This window comes from Mesorhizobium sp. DCY119 (assembly GCF_003590645.1).
GTDB lineage: Bacteria > Pseudomonadota > Alphaproteobacteria > Rhizobiales > Rhizobiaceae > Mesorhizobium_M.
The window spans coordinates 851,799-868,788 of the sequence record NZ_CP031834.1 but is presented as its reverse complement, the minus strand read 5'-3'; the positions used below and the strand labels follow the sequence as shown (position 1 = coordinate 868,788).

The window sequence follows — 16,990 nt, the reverse complement described above, 5'->3', positions numbered from 1 at the left end:
GCGAATGGCCCGCATCATTCCTCATGCAAAGCCACCGCGAGGTCAATCGCGGCGGCGAAGGCTCCGAATATCTTACTTCGTCATCGCATCCAGCGCGCGGTTGAGCGCCAGAACATTCACGCGCGCTTCGCCCAATATGCCGAGGATCGGCGCCTGTGTCAGATCGCTCACCAGATCGCGGAGCTTGTCTTCCGAAACGTCCCGCGCCTTGGCGACGCGCGGCACCTGAAACAATGCACCCTCCGGCGAGATGTCCGGATCGAGGCCGCTGCCGGTGGTGGTCACCAGATCGATCGGCACGGGCTGGCCGGGGTTTTCCGCCTTGAGTTTCTCCAGGTCGCCCTTGACGCGCTCGATCAGCGCCGGATTGGCCGGGCCGAGATTGGAGCCCATCGAGTTCACGGCGTTATAGGGCACGACGACCGATTTCGACGGGTCGACCGGGTCTGGACCGAGCGTCACCGACGGACGGCCGTGGAAATATTTCTCGCTGGCAAAGTTCTGGCCGATCAGTTCGGAGCCGATAACGGTGCCGTTCTCGGTGATCAGGCTGCCCTCGGCCTGTCGTGGAAACAGCGCGCCGGCAATGCCGGTCATGGCGAGCGGATAGGCCAGGCCGGTGATCGCCGTGAAGATGACGATCATGACCAGTGCGGGTCGAAGTTGCTTCAACATGATGGTCTTCCTTATGCCAGGCCGAGTGCGGAGACGACGAGGTCGATCGCCTTGATGCCGATGAAGGGCACGATGATGCCGCCCAGGCCGTAGATGACGAGATTGCGGCGCAGCAGCGAGGCGGCACCGACCGCATGATATTTGACGCCGCGCAGCGCCAGCGGGATCAGCGCGATGATGATCAGCGCGTTGAAGATGATCGCCGACAGGATCGCCGATTGCGGCGTCGACAGGTTCATGACGTTCAGCACCTGAAGCTGCGGATAGAAGGCCAGGAACATCGCCGGGATGATGGCGAAATATTTGGCGATGTCGTTGGCGATGGAGAAGGTCGTCAGCGCACCACGAGTCATCAGGAGCTGCTTGCCGATCTCGACGATCTCGATGAGCTTGGTCGGATCGGAATCCAGATCGACCATGTTGCCGGCCTCGCGCGCCGCCACCGTGCCGGTGTTCATGGCAACGCCGACATCGGCCTGCGCCAGTGCGGGCGCATCGTTGGTGCCGTCGCCGCACATCGCCACCAGCTTGCCCTTGGCCTGTTCCTCGCGGATCAGCTGCAGCTTGTTTTCGGGCGTAGCCTGGGCGAGGAAATCGTCAACGCCGGCTTCGGCGGCGATGGCCGCCGCCGTCATCGGATTGTCGCCGGTGATCATCACCGTGCGGATACCCATGCGGCGCAGTTCGGTGAAACGCTCCTTGATGCCGCCCTTGACGATGTCCTTGAGGTGGATGACGCCGAGGGGGCGTCCGTCGCGCACCACCGCCAGCGGCGTGCCGCCGGACTTGGCGATCTGCTCGGCGATAGAGCGGATTTCGGCAATGCTGGCGCTCGACGCCTGCATCGTCGTCACGCCCGAGGCCGAGCTGGCCAGTGCCGACGCCGGCCCCTTGGCGACATGGTCGAGGATGGCGTCGACCGCGCCCTTGCGGATCGAGCTGCCCTCGACATCGACGCCGCTCATGCGAGTCTGCGCCGTGAAGGGCACGAAGCTGGCATGCAGCGTGCGCATGTCGCGCTCGCGGATGGCATATTTTTCCTTGGCCAGCACGACGATCGAACGACCTTCGGGCGTCTCGTCGGCAAGCGAGGCGAGCTGGGCGGCGTCCGCCAGTTCCTTCTCGGTCACGCCCTTGATCGGACGGAATTCGCTGGCCTGACGATTGCCGAGCGTGATCGTGCCGGTCTTGTCGAGAAGCAGCGTATCGACGTCGCCGGCGGCCTCCACCGCGCGACCGGACATGGCCAGCACGTTGAAGCGCACCAGGCGGTCCATGCCGGCAATGCCGATGGCCGACAGCAGCGCGCCGATGGTCGTCGGGATCAGCGTCACGAACAGCGCCACCAGCACCACGACCGGAACCGAGCCGCCGGCATAGGTGGCGAAGCTCGGGATTGTCGCGGTCGCCAGCACGAAGATCAGCGTCATGCCAGCGAGCAGAATGTTGAGCGCGATCTCGTTGGGCGTCTTCTGCCGCTCGGCACCTTCGACCAGCGCGATCATGCGGTCGAGGAAGGTCGAGCCTGCAGCAGCGGTGATGCGCACCTTGATCCAGTCGGACAGCACCTGCGTGCCGCCGGTGACGGCCGAGCGGTCGCCGCCCGATTCGCGAATGACGGGCGCGGATTCGCCGGTGATGGCCGCTTCGTTGACCGAGGCCACGCCTTCGACCACCTCGCCGTCGGAGGGGATGATGTCGCCCGCCTCGACCAGCACGAGATCACCGACCTTCAAGCCCGCGCCGGGCACCATGGTGAACTTGGCGCGGTCATCACCGGTCAGCAGCTTGGCCTGCGTCTCGGTGCGGGTTCGCCGCAGCGAATCCGCCTGCGCCTTGCCGCGCCCTTCGGCGACGGCTTCGGCAAAGTTGGCGAACAACACGGTGAACCACAGCCAGACGATGATCTGGAAGGAGAAGCCGAGGTTGGAATTGCCCACAGCTATGTCCTTGAGGAACAGCACCGTGGTCAACGCCGAGACCACGGCGACGACGAACATCACCGGGTTTCTGGCGAGCGAGCGCGGATCGAGCTTCTTGAAGGCCGCGCCGATGGCCGGGACGATTATGGCTGCATCCATGATGCTCGCCGATTTCATTTTGCTCATTGTCATTCTTCCAAATTAGAAGGTCTGGCCGGCAGCGATCGCCAGATGTTCGGCGATCGGGCCGAGCGCCAGCGCGGGCAGGAAGGTGAGGCCGCCGACGATCAGGATGACGCCGACCAGCAGGCCGACGAACAGGCCGCTGTCGGTCGGGAAGGTGCCGGCAGACGCCGGAACCGTCTTCTTGGCCGCCAGCGAGCCGGCAATTGCCAGTGCGGGCACGATGACCAGGAAGCGGCCCATCATCATGACGATGCCGAGCGTGATGTTGTACCAGGGCGTGTTGCCGGTGAGGCCGCCGAAGGCCGAGCCGTTATTGGCCGCCGCCGAGGTGTAGGCATAAAGGATCTCCGAGAAGCCGTGCGGTCCCTGATTGGCGATCGACGCCACCGAGGAGGGCATGACGACGCTGATGGCGGTGAAGACCAGCATGGCCAGCGGCAGGCAGAGCATGGCCAGCATCGCCATCTTCACTTCCTTGCCCTCGATCTTCTTGCCGAGATATTCGGGTGTGCGCCCGACCATCAGGCCAGCGACGAAGATGGCGATGATGACGAAGATCAGGATGCCGTAGAGACCAGCACCGACGCCGCCGACGATGACCTCGCCGAGCTCCATGTTGATGATCGGGATCATGCCGCCGAGTGCGGTGAACGAGTCATGCATGGCATTGACCGCACCGCAGGACGCCGCAGTGGTGACGACGGCGAATAGTGCGGAAAGCGGAATGCCGAAGCGTACTTCCTTGCCTTCCATATTGCCGCCCTCGACGCCGAGCGCATGGATCAGCGGATTGCCGGCGGCTTCCGCCCAATAGGTGACGGTAACGCCAACGATGAACAGCACACCCATGGCGGAAAGGATCGCCCAGCCCTGACGCTGGTTGCCGACCATGCGGCCGAAGACGTTGGTGAGGGCTGCGCCGATCGCAAAGATGGTGACCATCTGGACGAGATTGACCAGCGCGTCGGGATTTTCGAACGGATGCGCCGAATTGGCGTTGAAGAACCCACCCCCATTGGTGCCGAGCATCTTGATCGCCAGCTGCGAGGCGACCGGTCCGACAGCAATGGTCTGCCTGGCGCCTTCGAGTGTCGTCGCATCGATGTAGGCGCCCAGCGTCTGCGGCACGCCGCTATAGACATAGAACAGCGTCAGCACGATGCAGAGCGGCAGAAGGATGTAGAGCGTCGAGCGTGTCAGATCGACCCAGAAATTGCCGATCGACTTGGCGGACGCACGCGAGAAGCCGCGCACCAGGGCGATGGCGAGCGCCATGCCGGTCGCGGCGGAAACGAAATTCTGCACCGTCAGGCCAGCCATCTGCACGAGGTAGGACATGGTGCTTTCGCCGCCATAGTTCTGCCAGTTGGTGTTGGTGACGAAGCTTGTCGCCGTGTTGAAGGCAAGCTCGGGTCCGACCGCGCTCATGCCGGCGGGATTGAAGGGCAAGCCCGCCTGGAAGCGCTGCAACGCATAGAGCACGAGGAAGCCGAGCAGGTTGAAGGCGAGCATGCCCGCGGCATAGGTCGTCCAGTGCTGGTCCTCGTTTTCACTGGTGCCGGCGAGGCGATAGAGCAGCCGCTCAAACGGCGCGAAGATGAAGGACAGGAAGGTGCGCTCGCCCTGATAGACGCGCGTCATGTAGCCGCCGAGCGGCTTGACGAGAAGAACGACGATCCCGCAAAAAATCAGGATCTGGATCCAGCCGTTGATGGTCATGGCTTTTCTACTTTCGCAGTCGTGATGATGGCCGTCAGAAGCGCTCGGGGCGGATCAGGGCGAAGATGAGATAGACGGTGAGCAGCAGCGTGACGCCGCCTGAGAGGACGTAATCGATCAGCATCGGTCTCGCTCCTAAAGCCGGTCGCAGCCGAGCGCGTAGGCATAGAACAGCCCGAAGGAGACAATGCCCAAGGCTACGAGGATGAAGTCCCACATGGTGACGCAGTCTCCAAAAGTTCTCGCCGCGCGACGTGAGCCGCGCGGTCAAAGAGAGATGACGGATGATGTCGCGCCCGCCGATAAACGTGGGTCGCGAAGCATCACTTGCAGGAGGAAGATGTCACCGACGCCATAAAGGTTCGAGACGGGCCGAAGGCCAAAGAAATAGGAATTTCATAAAGATCGCACTGGCAGTACGGGCCTATTAAAGGCGACGCTCGAGCGACCGGTACTGCTGAAACGAAAAAAGCCTCCGTCCCTATCGGGACGAAGGCTTCTCAAGAAATTGAGACTTTGAGGCCTGAGCTCTTAGAGCGCGGCTTCCAGCGTCGTGAGCTGGTTCAGGAAGGCCTCGGCGCGGGTCTTGGTCTCGTCGTCCTTGGCGTCGGCTGCATCCTCGCGCGCATCCTGGATGCGGCGGGCGAGGTCCTCGCGGTCGATGCTCGCCACCGGCACGGCCGATTCGGCAAGCAGCGTGCAGCCGGACGGCAGAATGTCGGCGAAACCGCCGAACACGACATAGCGCTCGTCGGCGCCGGCCACGGTCTTGACCGTGACGACGCCCGGCTTGATCGTGGTCATCACCGGCGCGTGGTTGGCCAGAACCGTCATCTCGCCTTCCGCACCGGGAATGACGACGGACTGTACCTCTTCCGAAACGAGCAGACGCTCGGGCGAGACCAGTTCGAATTTGAAAGCTTCAGCCATGTTCGCTTTAGTGAGTGGGGAGTAGTGAGTAGTGAGTGGGGAACAGAAGCTCCGACTTCACCATCTCACTACTTCACGACCTCACTACTCCCTTTAATTTACGCAGCTTCCGCTGCCAGACGCTGTGCCTTTTCGATGGCCATGTCGATCGAGCCGACCATGTAGAAGGCTGCTTCCGGCAGGTGATCGTATTCGCCTTCGACCAGACCCTTGAAGCTCTTGATCGTGTCTTCGAGCGGCACGAGCTGGCCCGGCGAGCCGGTGAACACTTCGGCCACGAAGAAGGGCTGCGACAGGAAGCGCTCGACCTTGCGGGCGCGGGCAACCGTGACCTTATCTTCTTCCGACAGCTCGTCCATGCCCAGGATGGCGATGATGTCCTGCAGCGACTTGTAGCGCTGAAGGATTTCCTGGACGCGGCGGGCAACCTGGTAGTGCTCTTCGCCGACGATCAGCGGATCGAGCATGCGCGAGGTCGAGTCGAGCGGATCGACGGCCGGGTAGATGCCCTTTTCCGAGATCGCGCGGTTAAGCACGGTCGTCGCGTCAAGGTGCGCGAACGAAGTCGCAGGCGCCGGATCGGTCAAGTCGTCGGCCGGCACGTAGATGGCCTGCACGGACGTGATCGAGCCCTTGTGGGTCGTGGTGATGCGTTCCTGCATCTGGCCCATGTCGGTCGACAGCGTCGGCTGATAGCCCACGGCCGAAGGAATACGGCCGAGAAGTGCGGACACTTCCGAACCCGCCTGCGTGAAGCGGAAGATGTTGTCGACGAAGAACAGAACGTCCTGGCCCTGATCGCGGAAATGCTCGGCGATCGTCAGGCCGGAGAGAGCGACGCGGGCGCGCGCACCGGGCGGCTCGTTCATCTGGCCGAACACCAGGGCGCATTTCGAACCTTCGGTCGAGCCGTTGTTCTCATGCGGGTCCTTGTTGACGCCCGATTCGATCATTTCGTGGTAAAGGTCGTTGCCCTCGCGGGTACGCTCGCCGACGCCGGCGAACACCGAGTAACCACCGTGCGCCTTGGCGACGTTGTTGATCAGTTCCTGGATCAGAACGGTCTTGCCGACGCCGGCGCCGCCGAACAGGCCGATCTTGCCGCCGCGGGCGTAAGGAGCCAGAAGGTCGACGACCTTGATGCCGGTGACGAGAATCTGCGCTTCCGTCGACTGGTCGACATAGGCCGGAGCGTCCTGGTGGATGGCGCGGCGCGCCTTGGTCTTGACCGGACCTGCTTCGTCGACCGGCTCGCCGATAACGTTCATGATGCGGCCGAGCGTTTCGTCACCGACCGGAACCGTGATCGGCTCGCCCGTGTCGTAGACGGCCTGGCCGCGAACCAGACCTTCCGAAATGTCCATGGCGATGCAGCGTACGGTGTTTTCGCCGAGATGCTGCGCCACTTCGAGAACGAGACGGTTGGAGCCGTTCATGGTCTCGAGTGCGTTTAGGATCTTCGGCAGGTTGCCGCCTTCGAAGGAAACGTCGACGACGGCGCCGATGACCTGGCTGACCTTGCCGGCCGCACCCTTGGCCGACATGGCCGTTGACGACGACTTGGCCGCCACTGCCTTGGTGGCAACGGCTTTCGCCGGGGCTGCCTTGGCAGGAGCTGCCTTGGCCGGGGCCGCCGCTGCCGTCACGGCAGGAGCCTTTGCAGCCGCTGCCTTGGCGGGCGCTGCCTTCTTTGCTGCCGGGGCCTTCGCCGCCGGAGCCGCTTTCGGAGTAGCTGCTTTAGCCATTGTGGTAACCTCTTTGGTCCGTTTTCTGTTTCCACATGATCGATCGGAAAGCCTGCGGCTTTCCTCAGGTCACGTGACTAGAGCGCTTCCGCGCCCGAAATGATTTCGATCAGTTCTTTGGTGATCTGCGCCTGACGCTGGCGGTTGTACGACATCGTCAGCTTGTTGATCATGTCGCCGGCGTTGCGCGTTGCATTGTCCATCGCGCTCATCTTGGCGCCCATCTCGCCGGCGGCGTTTTCGAGCAGAGCCCGGAAAACCTGCACGGAGATGTTGCGCGGAATGAGGTCGCTCAGGATCTCACCCGGCTCGGGTTCGTATTCGTAGACGGCGCCGCCGGTAACGTCCGCGCTCGCATTCGTATCCGCAGCGGGTGCTGCAGCCGGAATGATCTGCTGCGCGGTCGGAACCTGGCTGATCACCGACTTGAATTCCGAATAGAACAGCGTGCAGACGTCGAAGGCGCCTTCGTTGAACAGCCCGATCACCTTCTTGGCGATCGCATCGGCATGAACGAAGCCGACCTGCTTGGCTTCGCGCAGATCGACGCGCTCGATGATCAGCGAAGCGTAGTCGCGGCGAAGGATGTCAAAACCCTTCTTGCCGACGCAGATGATCTTCACCGTCTTGCCGGCAGCGATCAGCTTGCGGGCATGATCGCGGGCAAAGCGCGCGATCTGCGAATTGAAGCCGCCGCAAAGACCGCGCTCGGCCGTGCAGACGACGAGCAGGTGCGCGTCGTCCTTGCCGGTGCCGGTCATTAGCGCCGGGGCATCGCCACCGCCGCCGACCGCCTGGGCGATATTCGCCAGAACGGCACCCATCCGCTGCGAATAGGGCCGGGCGGCTTCCGCCGCTTCCTGGGCGCGGCGCAGCTTCGCCGCGGCGACCATCTGCATCGCCTTGGTGATCTTCTGCGTCGCCTTGACCGAGGCGATACGGTTACGGAGGTCTTTTAACGAGGCCATGCCTTACCCGTCAGTGTCAGGCGAAGTTTTTCGCGAAAGCGTCGATATGTTCCTTGAGCTTGGCGCGGAGACCATCGCTCAGCGCCTTCTCCTTGCGGATGCCGTCGAGAACGTCCTTGCCGTCGGCGCGCATATGCGCAAGCAGCCCCTGCTCGAACTTGCCGACCTGGTTGAGGGCGAGCTTGTCGAGATAGCCGTTGACGCCGGCATAGATCACCGCAACCTGCTCTTCCGTCTTCAGCGGCGAGAACTGCGGCTGCTTCAGGAGTTCGGTCAGGCGTGCGCCGCGGTTGAGCAGGCGCTGCGTGGCGGCATCGAGATCGGAGCCGAACTGCGCGAAGGCCGCCATTTCGCGGTACTGCGCGAGCTCGCCCTTGATCGAGCCGGCGACCTGCTTCATCGCCTTGATCTGGGCCGACGAACCGACGCGCGACACCGAGAGACCGACGTTCACGGCAGGACGGATGCCCTGGAAGAACAGGTTGGTTTCAAGGAAGATCTGGCCGTCGGTGATCGAGATCACGTTGGTCGGGATGTAGGCCGAAACGTCGTTGGCCTGCGTTTCGATGACCGGCAGAGCCGTCAGCGAGCCATTGCCGTTTTCGTCGTTGAGCTTTGCAGCGCGCTCGAGCAGGCGCGAGTGCAGGTAGAAGACGTCGCCCGGATAGGCTTCGCGGCCCGGCGGGCGGCGCAGCAGCAGCGACATCTGGCGATAAGCGACGGCCTGCTTGGACAGATCGTCATAAGAGATCAGCGCGTGCATGCCGTTGTCGCGGAAATATTCGCCCATGGCGCAACCGGCGAACGGTGCCAGGAACTGCATCGGCGCCGGATCGGAAGCGGTGGCGGCGATGATGATGGAGTAGTCGAGCGCGCCGCGCTCTTCCAGGACCTTCACGAACTGCGCGACGGTCGAGCGCTTCTGGCCGACGGCGACATAGACGCAGAACAGCTTTTCCGATTCCGGACCGCTGTCGTGGATAGCCTTCTGGTTGAGGATGGTGTCGAGAATGATGGCGGTCTTGCCGGTCTGGCGATCGCCGATGACCAGCTCGCGCTGGCCGCGACCGACCGGGATGAGCGCGTCGATGGCCTTGAGGCCGGTCGACATCGGCTCATGCACCGACTTGCGGGGGATGATGCCGGGCGCCTTTACGTCGACGCGGCGACGCTCTGCTGCCTTGATCGGGCCCTTGCCATCGATCGGGTTGCCGAGCGCGTCGACGACGCGGCCGAGCAGGCCGGGGCCGACAGGAACGTCGACGATGGCGCCGGTGCGCTTGACGGTGTCGCCTTCCTTGATGTCACGGTCGTTGCCGAAGATGACGACGCCGACATTGTCGCTTTCGAGGTTCAGCGCCATGCCGCGGATGCCGCCGGGGAACTCGACCATCTCGCCCGCCTGGACGTTGTCGAGACCGTAGACGCGGGCGATACCGTCACCGACGGAAAGCACCTGACCGACTTCGGAGACTTCAGCCTCCTTGCCGAAATTCTTGATCTGGTCTTTGAGAATTGCGGAAATTTCCGCGGCGCGGATGTCCATCAGCCGACCTCTTTCAGTGCAAGCTTGAGCGAATTGAGTTTGGTTTTGAGCGACGTGTCGATCTGGCGCGAGCCCATCTTGACCACCAGCCCGCCGAGAAGTGACGGATCGACGGTGACCGTGATGGACACGTCCTTGCCGGCGACGCTTTTCAGCGCAGCCTTCAGTTCGGTTTTCTGGGCGGCAGACAGGTCATGCGCCGAAGTGACTTCGGCAGCAACCTCACCGCGCGCCTCGGCGGCAATCTCGCGGAATGCCTTGATCATGCCGGGCACCGCGAAGAGACGGCGGTTCTGCGCCACGACGCGAAGGAAGTTGCCCACCAGGCCTGTAATCTTCGCCTTGTCGGCGATGGCGGTGATGGCCTTGAACTGCTCATCGGCCGAGAACACCGGGCTCTTGATCATGCGTGTGAGATCATCGCTACCGGCGAGCAATGCTTCGAAGCGGGCGAGGTCGCCTTCGACCTTGGAAATCTGCTTCGACTGCGCTGCCAGTTCGTAAAGCGAACCCGCATAGCGTTCGGCAACTGCTGAGATTGGCGAGCTAGACTTTGCCACGGTCCGTCTTTTCTCTTGTCTGACAGGCCGGAAGATTCTTAGGCTGGAGTCTGGAACTCTGGCTAAATCTTTGACCTTGCTGCGTTTTATCGATCTGGCGGAAGCGGCTGTCGCATCCCCCGATCGAAAGTCGATTGCCGTCTAGCACACGCTTTTCAGAGTCGCAACACGTTGGCGAAGCGGCTTTTAGGCAGATTTGTCGCATGCTGCGCGCAGATAGGCGCCCACAGGCTCCAATCAGGCGATAAAGCCGAAGGCGAAGGCCAGCGGCAATGCAGCCAGAACGAGTGCCACGATCAGCCAGACCCAGTTGTAAAGCCCGTTCCCCTGATCCGACAGCATCGAGATGATACGGCCGAAAACGGTGAACAGCCAGGAGAAACCGAGCGCCATGTAAAGCAGCGGCTGGGCGAGCAGAATGCAGCACAGGCCAACGCCGAGGTAGAAGCCGGACATGGTCGCCCGCGCCTCTGAAACCGCCTCGGGATGATTCTCGACAGTCTGCAGGCGCAGGATGCGCAACGATAGCCGTGGCCCGAAAAGCAGCAGCAGTCCAAACAGCACCGTGACGACGGCTGAAGACCACGCCAGCCATTCACCCTGCGTGACCGGCCAGGGAAGCGCAAATTCCATGATGTCCCCTCGAAAAATGTTCTGGTCTAAACCGCGCGCATTCTAGCGTGCGATGTCAGCCGCGCCAGATGGGGCGTCAAATTTACCGCTTAAAGCTCACCCAGGGCGAACTCAACGGCCGTCTGCGCATGGATGCGCGTCGTATCGAACACGGGTATGTCGAAATCCTGCTCGCCAATGAGCATGGTTATTTCCGTGCAGCCCATGATGACGCTGTCGATACCGTCATCGCGCCGCATCCGCTCGACCTCGGCGATGTAAGCGGCTTTCGACGCTTCGTTGACGATGCCGCGGCAGAGTTCCTCATAGATGACATGGTGCACCATATCGCGCCCGGCCATATCAGGCACTGCCGGCGAAAGCCCGTATTTCTCGGTCAGCCTGCCCTTGTAGAAATCCTCTTCCATGGTGAAGCGCGTCGCCAGAAGCGCCGGCCGCGCGCACCCCGCCCGCTTGACCGCTGCGGCGGTCGCGTCGGCGATGTGGATCAGCGGGATCGACACGGCTGCCTGAACCTCGTCGGCGAGCTTGTGCATGGTGTTCGTGCAGATCAACAACCCCTCGGCGCCCGCCTCCTCCAGCCTGCGGGCCGCATCGATCATCAGCGCCGCCGCACCACGCCAGTCGCCGGCGTGCTGGCGCTCGGCGATCTCGGCAAAATCGAACGACCACAGCAAAAGCTTGGCCGAATGCAATCCGCCCAGCCGCTCGCGCACGATCTCGTTGAGATGTCGATAATAGATCGCCGTGCTTTCCCAGCTCATGCCGCCGATAAGGCCAAGGGTTTTCATTGCGCCTGCTCCAAACGATTTTTAGCTACTTTTATATGCTGGAGATTTGAAGCTTGTGCTCCAATCAATGCATCCGTGGGAGAAACTAACGGCGCGGCGTCTTAGGGAGCTTTTTCACTTCGGATGCAAGGCTGCTGATGAGTTGTTCAGCTTCCTTTTGGCGCTGAAGCTTACGATCGCGATCAAACTTTTCGTACTGTTTCTCGGCCGCCCGTTTCGCGTCCATCGCTTTCACTGATCCGCCATGCCGCAGCACCGATCGGCCAAGCTGTTCCAGCTGCCGTTCAAGAAGATTCTGCGCGTCCTGCATCACGACCAGCCTGCCCAAATCCAACTGATCCTCGAAAATATCCAGCAAGATCGTGGTCAGCCTGTTGAGTTCCCTGATTTCGGGTTCGGCGAGATAGTTTTTTGAAATGGCCACATCCTGCTTGCGGATTTTGTCATTTGGCCATGTCTGTAGCCCCATGTTTTCTGCTGTGTGGTCGGCTCGCCGCGTCACGATTTCAGCGGGCGTTTCCGACGTGACTGCATAGACAAGCTTGGCCTGGGTGCGCTGGTAAAATTCCCGAGCTGCGTCCGTCGTGCCGTCGTAATCCTGGCACATGGCGCAAATGCGCTGCAGTTCGCGATATACATTCGCTTCATCAGAACGAATGTCGCGAATGATCTCACGAAGTTCCGCAACGCGATCAGTGTTTGCGGGCTGTTTCAGGCGAGGGGCATCGACGACAAAGCCCTTTTTGGCGAATTGCACGAGCACGCTGGTCGCCCATCTGCGAAAGACCGTCGCTTGAGCGGACGAAACGCGATAGCCGACCGAGATAATTACATCGAGATTATGCAGTGTGACTGGACGGCTTGAGCCTGCAATATGCATTTTTTGCATATTGCCCTCTTCCTCCAATTCTCCATCTTCCAAAATGTTCTGGACGTGCCGAGAAATGACCGACTGGTCTCGGCCAAAAAGCTCCGCAATCTGAGCCTGAGTCATCCAGAGTGTTTCGCCCTCATACCGGATATCGAGGCGGAGACCCTTGGGAGTAGCATAGACGAGAAAGCGATCGCCGGTTTCCGTGTCCTCCAAAAGATGAACCGGTTCATCGGCAGCAGCATTCATTACTTCGTTCTCTCCAGCCTCACCCAAGACGGAACATTATAGCAACATCCGACCTCGGCGCCAGCGCCGCAGCTCACAAAAAGCTCTGCGGATCGATGTCGACCTGCACCCGCACCGAGCCGCGTATCTTCGGGCCGTTGGCGAGCATGGCGCGCAGATAGCCTTGCATGTCTGCGGGCCGGTCGCCCTGCACCAGGAGACGGAAGCGGTGGCGCCCGGCGACCATGGCCAGCGGCGCCTCAGCCGGGCCCAGCACATGGATATCGCGCGCCGGCGGCGCTGCACGGCGCAGAAGCCGCGCATGGCTTTCGGCATCGGGGCGATTGTCGGCGCTGACGATGATGCCTGCCAGCCGCCCGAAAGGCGGCAGCGCCGACTTTTCGCGCTCGAGGATTTCGCGCTCGTAAAACGCCTCGGCGTCGCCCGAGACGATCGCCCGCATCACCGGATGCTCCGGCTGATAGGTCTGGAGCAGGCCGAGGCTTTTCTTGCCGGTGCGCCCTGCCCGCCCCGTCACCTGGGACAGCAGCTGGAACGTCCGCTCGGCGGCGCGCGGATCGCCATTGGCGAGGCCAAGATCGGCATCGATGACGCCAACCAGCGTCATGTTCGGAAAATTGTGCCCCTTGGCCACCAATTGCGTGCCGATGACGATATCGGCCTCGCCCTTGGCGATGGCTTCCAGCTCCAGCCGCAGCCGCTTCACCCCGCCCATCATGTCGGAAGAAAGCACTATCGTTCTTGCGTCTGGAAAATGCCCGACGACTTCCTCGGCGATACGCTCGACACCCGGCCCGCAGGCGACGAGATGGTCAAGCGTTCCGCATTCGGGGCAGGCCTCGGGGCGCTTTTCATTGTGGCCGCAATGATGGCAGACGAGCTGGCCGCGAAAGCGGTGCTCGACCAGCCAGGCCGAACAGGACGGGCACTGGAAACGATGGCCGCAGACCCGGCACAGCGTCAGCGGCGCATAGCCGCGCCGGTTGAGGAACAGCAGCGATTGCTCCTCTCTCTCCAGCGTGCGGCGCATATGGTCGACAAGCACCGGCGACAGGAAACCGCCCCGTGCCGGCGGGGCGCGGCGCAGGTCTATCGACTTGATGTCGGGCAATGCCGCCTCGGCAAAACGCGCCGACAGCACGGCACGGCCATAGCGGCCCTGGCTCGCATTGACCCGGCTCTCGACCGACGGCGTGGCGGAAGCCAGCACCACCGGGAAGCTGCCGATATGGCCGCGCACCACGGCCATGTCGCGTGCATTGTAGAAGACACGGTCCTCCTGCTTGTAGGCAGGGTCGTGTTCTTCATCGACGACGATCAGCCCGAGTTCCTTGAAAGGCAGGAACAGCGCCGAGCGCGCGCCGGCAACCACGCGCACGCCGCCTTCGGCCAGTTGCCGCCAGACGCGCTCGCGTTTCTTCGGCGCAAGATCGGAATGCCATTCGGCGGGCTTTGCGCCGAATCTGTCCTGAAAGCGCTCCAGAAACGCCTGCGTCAGTGCGATTTCCGGCAGCAGGATCAGCACCTGCTTGCCCTTTTCAAGGGCGGCTGCCACTGCCTCGAAATAGACTTCCGTCTTGCCCGAACCGGTCACGCCGTCGAGCAGCGTCACGCTGAACCCGCCTGCCTCGCCTTTGGCGCGCAATTCCTTCGCGGCAATGTCCTGGTCGCCGATCAGCTCCGCCTTCCCATAGGTCGGGTCGGGCGCGGCCACCACCGGGCGCGGCGGGATCATCACCGTTTCGAACACGCCCTGCGCTTTCAGCCCGTCGATCACGGTGGACGACACGCCGGCCGCGTGCGCCAGCCCCGATCGCGTCCAGGCCATGCCGTCGGAGGCCATTTCCAGAACGCGTGCCCGCGCCGCTGTCATCCGGTCGGGATCATTGGCCGCGCGTTGAAGGCCTTCCACCCAGGGCTCGGGATCGAAAGCTTCCGGCGCGCGCAGGATCATGCGCGCCACCATGCCGGGCGGCGACAGCGTATAGGACGCGATCCAGTCGACGAACCGGCGCATCGCCTGATCCACCGGCGGGCAATCGAACACATGCGAGATCGCGCGCAGCTTCTTGGCGTCGACCGCTTCGCCCGGACCGTCCCAGACGATGCCGGCCACTTCACGCGGTCCCAGCGGCACGCGCACGATCGAACCCGGCACCACGCTCATGCCGGCCGGCACGGCATAGGTGTAGGGGCGCTCGGCCGGCATCGGCACCAGAACCGGCACTGCCTTGGTTTCGAACGAATCGTGCTTCATGGCGCGTGACCTTGCCCGGACTTTGCGTTAGAGCAAAGGCCGATCAACGACGCGCCTCCCGAGACGCTGACATTTTTGCCAAGGAGATACTCCCATGAAATTCTTCGTCGATACCGCCGACGTGAAGGAAATCCGCGAACTCAACGATCTCGGCCTTCTCGACGGCGTCACCACAAACCCGTCGCTGATCCTCAAGTCCGGCCGCAACATCGCCGAAGTCACCAAGGAAATCTGCGATATCGTCGACGGCCCGGTTTCAGCGGAAGTGACGGCTACCGAATACTCCGAGATGATGAAGGAAGCCAAGGTCCTCTCCAAGATCGCCGACAATGTCTGCATCAAGGTGCCGCTGACGCTTGACGGCCTCAAGGCCTGCAAGTCGATCCGCACCGACCTCGGCCGCCAGGTCAATGTCACGCTGTGCTTCTCGGCCACCCAGGCGCTGCTGGCCGCCAAGGCCGGCGCAAGCTTCATCTCGCCCTTCATCGGACGCCTCGACGATATGGGCTTCGACGGTATGGAGCTGATCGCCGAGATCCGCCAGATCTATGACAATTACGATTTCGACACCGAAATCCTCGCCGCCTCGATCCGCACCGTCGATCACGTCAAGCGCGCCGCCCTCATCGGCTCCGACGTCGCCACCGTTCCGCCGGCAACGCTGAAGGCGCTGGTCAAGCATCCGCTGACCGACAAGGGCCTTGAGCAGTTCCTGGCCGACTGGGCCAAGACCGGCCAGAAGATCGGCTAATCATTTTCGTCGAAATCGCCGGCGGGCATCATGCCCGTCGGCCGCATGCCTTCGATCATCGTCGCACCATTGAGGCGAATGACCGTCAAGGCCCTGGCGCCGGTGCGCTCCCCGATCATCTCGGCTAATTCACGCGAGTGGGTCACCACCCAGACCTGCGTCCGCTCGGCCGCCTGCGCGATCATGTCGGCAAGCGCCGGCAGCATTTGCGGATGCAAGCTTGTTTCCGGCTCGTTGAGCGCGATCAGCCGCGGCAGGCGATAGGACAGAAGCGCCCCCGCCAAAGCGACGAAACGCAGTTGCCCGTCGGAAAGCTCTTCCGGCCTGAAAACGCGCTGCGGAAACTCCGGTGTGACGAGGCCGAAACTCGCAGTCTCCTTCGGCACGGGGATATCCAACTGCGCCCCGCCCAGTGCCTCGGCGATGCAGCGGTCGAGATCGTCCGTATCCTGCCGGATATGTTTCAGCGTGGCGAACACGGCGGCGAGGTTGGCGCCGTCCTCGTCGAGCAATGGCGAGGTGACCGCCAGGGCCGGTTTGCGAACCGGCGAATCGCGGTCGGTCCGAAAGCCATGATAGAATCGCCAGCCGAGCACCGCCGCGCGCAGGTCGCCGATCTCGGGATAACGCCCGGAATTGCCGAGCGAGGAAAGTGCCGTTTCCGAGTTGAGCATCTTCACCGGGTGCTCGATGCGCCGCCCGTCGCCGTCGCGGGCAAAGACTGCGGGCCCCTTGCGCGTCATCATCTCTACTGGCCGGCGGCCGGGTTCGACGGACAGCGTCTCTTCCTTGATGTGCGGCTCGAAACCAAACCCCGCCGAAGCAGGCGGGGGCAGGCCGATCTCGACCTGATAGGATGATTTCACCGCCGTATCGTCGTCTTCGAAATCGGCGCGAAGGATGACGCGAACGGGTTGCCCGGCCCGGCGCCTGCCGGACCAGAGTGCCGACTGCATGCCGCCTTCGCGGGCAATTTCAGTGGCCAGCGTGCCTTCGGCCGAAGCCTTGATGAGCTGAAGCGCGCGGTAGAGGTTCGACTTGCCGACGCCGTTTTCGCCGACGAACAACCCTACCTGTCCAACGTCGAGCCGGATGGACATCAGCGATCGGTAACCGGCGGCGGAAAGTGACGTCAGGCGCATGGTTCACGACACCACGGCGGTTCGGGCCCGCGAGAAAACGCGAGC

At 62.6% G+C, this 16,990-nt stretch carries 15 protein-coding genes; 1 reads left to right on the top strand and 14 read right to left on the bottom strand.

Annotated features, from left to right (window positions below):
• Positions 1-72: 72 nt before the first annotated feature.
• The 13 genes from DZG07_RS04130 to DZG07_RS04070 all read right to left on the bottom strand — a co-directional run bounded on the left by DZG07_RS04130 (position 73) and on the right by DZG07_RS04070 (position 15,052).
• Positions 73-675: a K(+)-transporting ATPase subunit C gene (locus tag DZG07_RS04130; RefSeq protein WP_119814516.1), complete on the bottom strand. Its 603-nt coding sequence runs from the start codon at positions 673-675 to the stop codon at positions 73-75.
• 11 nt (positions 676-686) lie between these two features.
• Positions 687-2,783, bottom strand: a complete 2,097-nt coding sequence (gene kdpB, locus DZG07_RS04125) for a potassium-transporting ATPase subunit KdpB (protein WP_119814513.1) — start codon at positions 2,781-2,783, stop codon at positions 687-689.
• Positions 2,784-2,798: 15 nt separating this feature from the next.
• Positions 2,799-4,502, bottom strand: coding sequence for a potassium-transporting ATPase subunit KdpA (gene kdpA / locus DZG07_RS04120; RefSeq protein ID WP_119814510.1), 1,704 nt, complete (start codon positions 4,500-4,502; stop codon positions 2,799-2,801).
• A 34-nt stretch (positions 4,503-4,536) separates the two neighbouring features.
• A complete protein-coding gene (gene kdpF, locus DZG07_RS04115; protein ID WP_091909018.1) occupies positions 4,537-4,626 on the bottom strand; it encodes a K(+)-transporting ATPase subunit F in 90 nt (29 codons plus the stop codon).
• A gap of 407 nt (positions 4,627-5,033) precedes the next feature.
• The gene (locus DZG07_RS04110) at positions 5,034-5,432 is read right to left on the bottom strand and encodes a F0F1 ATP synthase subunit epsilon (protein ID WP_091909016.1); all 399 of its coding nucleotides are present in this window, start codon (positions 5,430-5,432) and stop codon (positions 5,034-5,036) included.
• A 98-nt stretch (positions 5,433-5,530) separates the two neighbouring features.
• The gene (gene atpD, locus DZG07_RS04105) at positions 5,531-7,177 is read right to left on the bottom strand and encodes a F0F1 ATP synthase subunit beta (RefSeq protein WP_119814507.1); all 1,647 of its coding nucleotides are present in this window, start codon (positions 7,175-7,177) and stop codon (positions 5,531-5,533) included.
• Positions 7,178-7,254: 77 nt separating this feature from the next.
• The gene (locus tag DZG07_RS04100) at positions 7,255-8,145 is read right to left on the bottom strand and encodes a F0F1 ATP synthase subunit gamma (RefSeq protein WP_091909010.1); all 891 of its coding nucleotides are present in this window, start codon (positions 8,143-8,145) and stop codon (positions 7,255-7,257) included.
• A 16-nt stretch (positions 8,146-8,161) separates the two neighbouring features.
• A complete protein-coding gene (gene atpA, locus DZG07_RS04095) occupies positions 8,162-9,691 on the bottom strand; it encodes a F0F1 ATP synthase subunit alpha (RefSeq protein WP_091909007.1) in 1,530 nt (509 codons plus the stop codon).
• Complete coding sequence (locus tag DZG07_RS04090) at positions 9,691-10,251, bottom strand: F0F1 ATP synthase subunit delta (RefSeq protein ID WP_119814504.1); 561 nt, start codon at positions 10,249-10,251, stop codon at positions 9,691-9,693. The genes atpA and DZG07_RS04090 overlap by 1 nt, the downstream gene beginning before the upstream one ends.
• Before the next feature lie 237 nt (positions 10,252-10,488).
• A complete protein-coding gene (locus DZG07_RS04085; protein WP_119814501.1) occupies positions 10,489-10,884 on the bottom strand; it encodes a DUF4345 family protein in 396 nt (131 codons plus the stop codon).
• Positions 10,885-10,973: 89 nt separating this feature from the next.
• On the bottom strand, positions 10,974-11,675 hold the full coding sequence (locus DZG07_RS04080) for an aspartate/glutamate racemase family protein (RefSeq protein ID WP_119814498.1): 702 nt from the start codon (positions 11,673-11,675) through the stop codon (positions 10,974-10,976).
• Between the two features lie 85 nt (positions 11,676-11,760).
• A complete protein-coding gene (gene rhuM / locus DZG07_RS04075; protein WP_119814495.1) occupies positions 11,761-12,795 on the bottom strand; it encodes a RhuM family protein in 1,035 nt (344 codons plus the stop codon).
• Positions 12,796-12,868: 73 nt separating this feature from the next.
• Positions 12,869-15,052 carry a primosomal protein N' gene (locus DZG07_RS04070; protein ID WP_119814492.1) on the bottom strand — a complete coding sequence of 728 codons (2,184 nt, stop codon included), beginning with the start codon at positions 15,050-15,052 and terminating at the stop codon, positions 12,869-12,871.
• 94 nt (positions 15,053-15,146) lie between these two features.
• Here DZG07_RS04070 and fsa point away from each other — a divergent pair, with 94 nt between their 5' ends.
• A complete protein-coding gene (gene fsa / locus DZG07_RS04065; protein WP_091908991.1) occupies positions 15,147-15,803 on the top strand; it encodes a fructose-6-phosphate aldolase in 657 nt (218 codons plus the stop codon).
• Here the strand turns inward: fsa and DZG07_RS04060 are convergent.
• Entirely contained in the window at positions 15,800-16,945 is a 1,146-nt protein-coding gene (locus DZG07_RS04060) for an AAA family ATPase (protein WP_119814489.1), read from the bottom strand. The genes fsa and DZG07_RS04060 overlap by 4 nt on opposite strands.
• Between the last annotated feature and the right edge of the window lie 45 nt (positions 16,946-16,990).

Bases quoted from the DNA above. Each gene is read 5' to 3' on its own strand.
- atpD (WP_119814507.1), bottom strand. From the start codon at position 7,177: ATGGCTAAAGCAGCTACTCCGAAAGCGGCTCCGGCGGCGAAGGCCCCG.
- DZG07_RS04110 (WP_091909016.1), bottom strand. From the start codon at position 5,432: ATGGCTGAAGCTTTCAAATTCGAACTGGTCTCGCCCGAGCGTCTGCTC.
- kdpB (WP_119814513.1), bottom strand. From the start codon at position 2,783: ATGAGCAAAATGAAATCGGCGAGCATCATGGATGCAGCCATAATCGTC.
- kdpA (WP_119814510.1), bottom strand. From the start codon at position 4,502: ATGACCATCAACGGCTGGATCCAGATCCTGATTTTTTGCGGGATCGTC.
- kdpF (WP_091909018.1), bottom strand. From the start codon at position 4,626: ATGCTGATCGATTACGTCCTCTCAGGCGGCGTCACGCTGCTGCTCACC.
- atpA (WP_091909007.1), bottom strand. From the start codon at position 9,691: ATGGACATCCGCGCCGCGGAAATTTCCGCAATTCTCAAAGACCAGATC.
- rhuM (WP_119814495.1), bottom strand. From the start codon at position 12,795: ATGAATGCTGCTGCCGATGAACCGGTTCATCTTTTGGAGGACACGGAA.
- DZG07_RS04100 (WP_091909010.1), bottom strand. From the start codon at position 8,145: ATGGCCTCGTTAAAAGACCTCCGTAACCGTATCGCCTCGGTCAAGGCG.
- DZG07_RS04060 (WP_119814489.1), bottom strand. From the start codon at position 16,945: ATGCGCCTGACGTCACTTTCCGCCGCCGGTTACCGATCGCTGATGTCC.
- DZG07_RS04130 (WP_119814516.1), bottom strand. From the start codon at position 675: ATGTTGAAGCAACTTCGACCCGCACTGGTCATGATCGTCATCTTCACG.
- DZG07_RS04070 (WP_119814492.1), bottom strand. From the start codon at position 15,052: ATGAAGCACGATTCGTTCGAAACCAAGGCAGTGCCGGTTCTGGTGCCG.
- DZG07_RS04085 (WP_119814501.1), bottom strand. From the start codon at position 10,884: ATGGAATTTGCGCTTCCCTGGCCGGTCACGCAGGGTGAATGGCTGGCG.
- DZG07_RS04080 (WP_119814498.1), bottom strand. From the start codon at position 11,675: ATGAAAACCCTTGGCCTTATCGGCGGCATGAGCTGGGAAAGCACGGCG.
- fsa (WP_091908991.1), top strand. From the start codon at position 15,147: ATGAAATTCTTCGTCGATACCGCCGACGTGAAGGAAATCCGCGAACTC.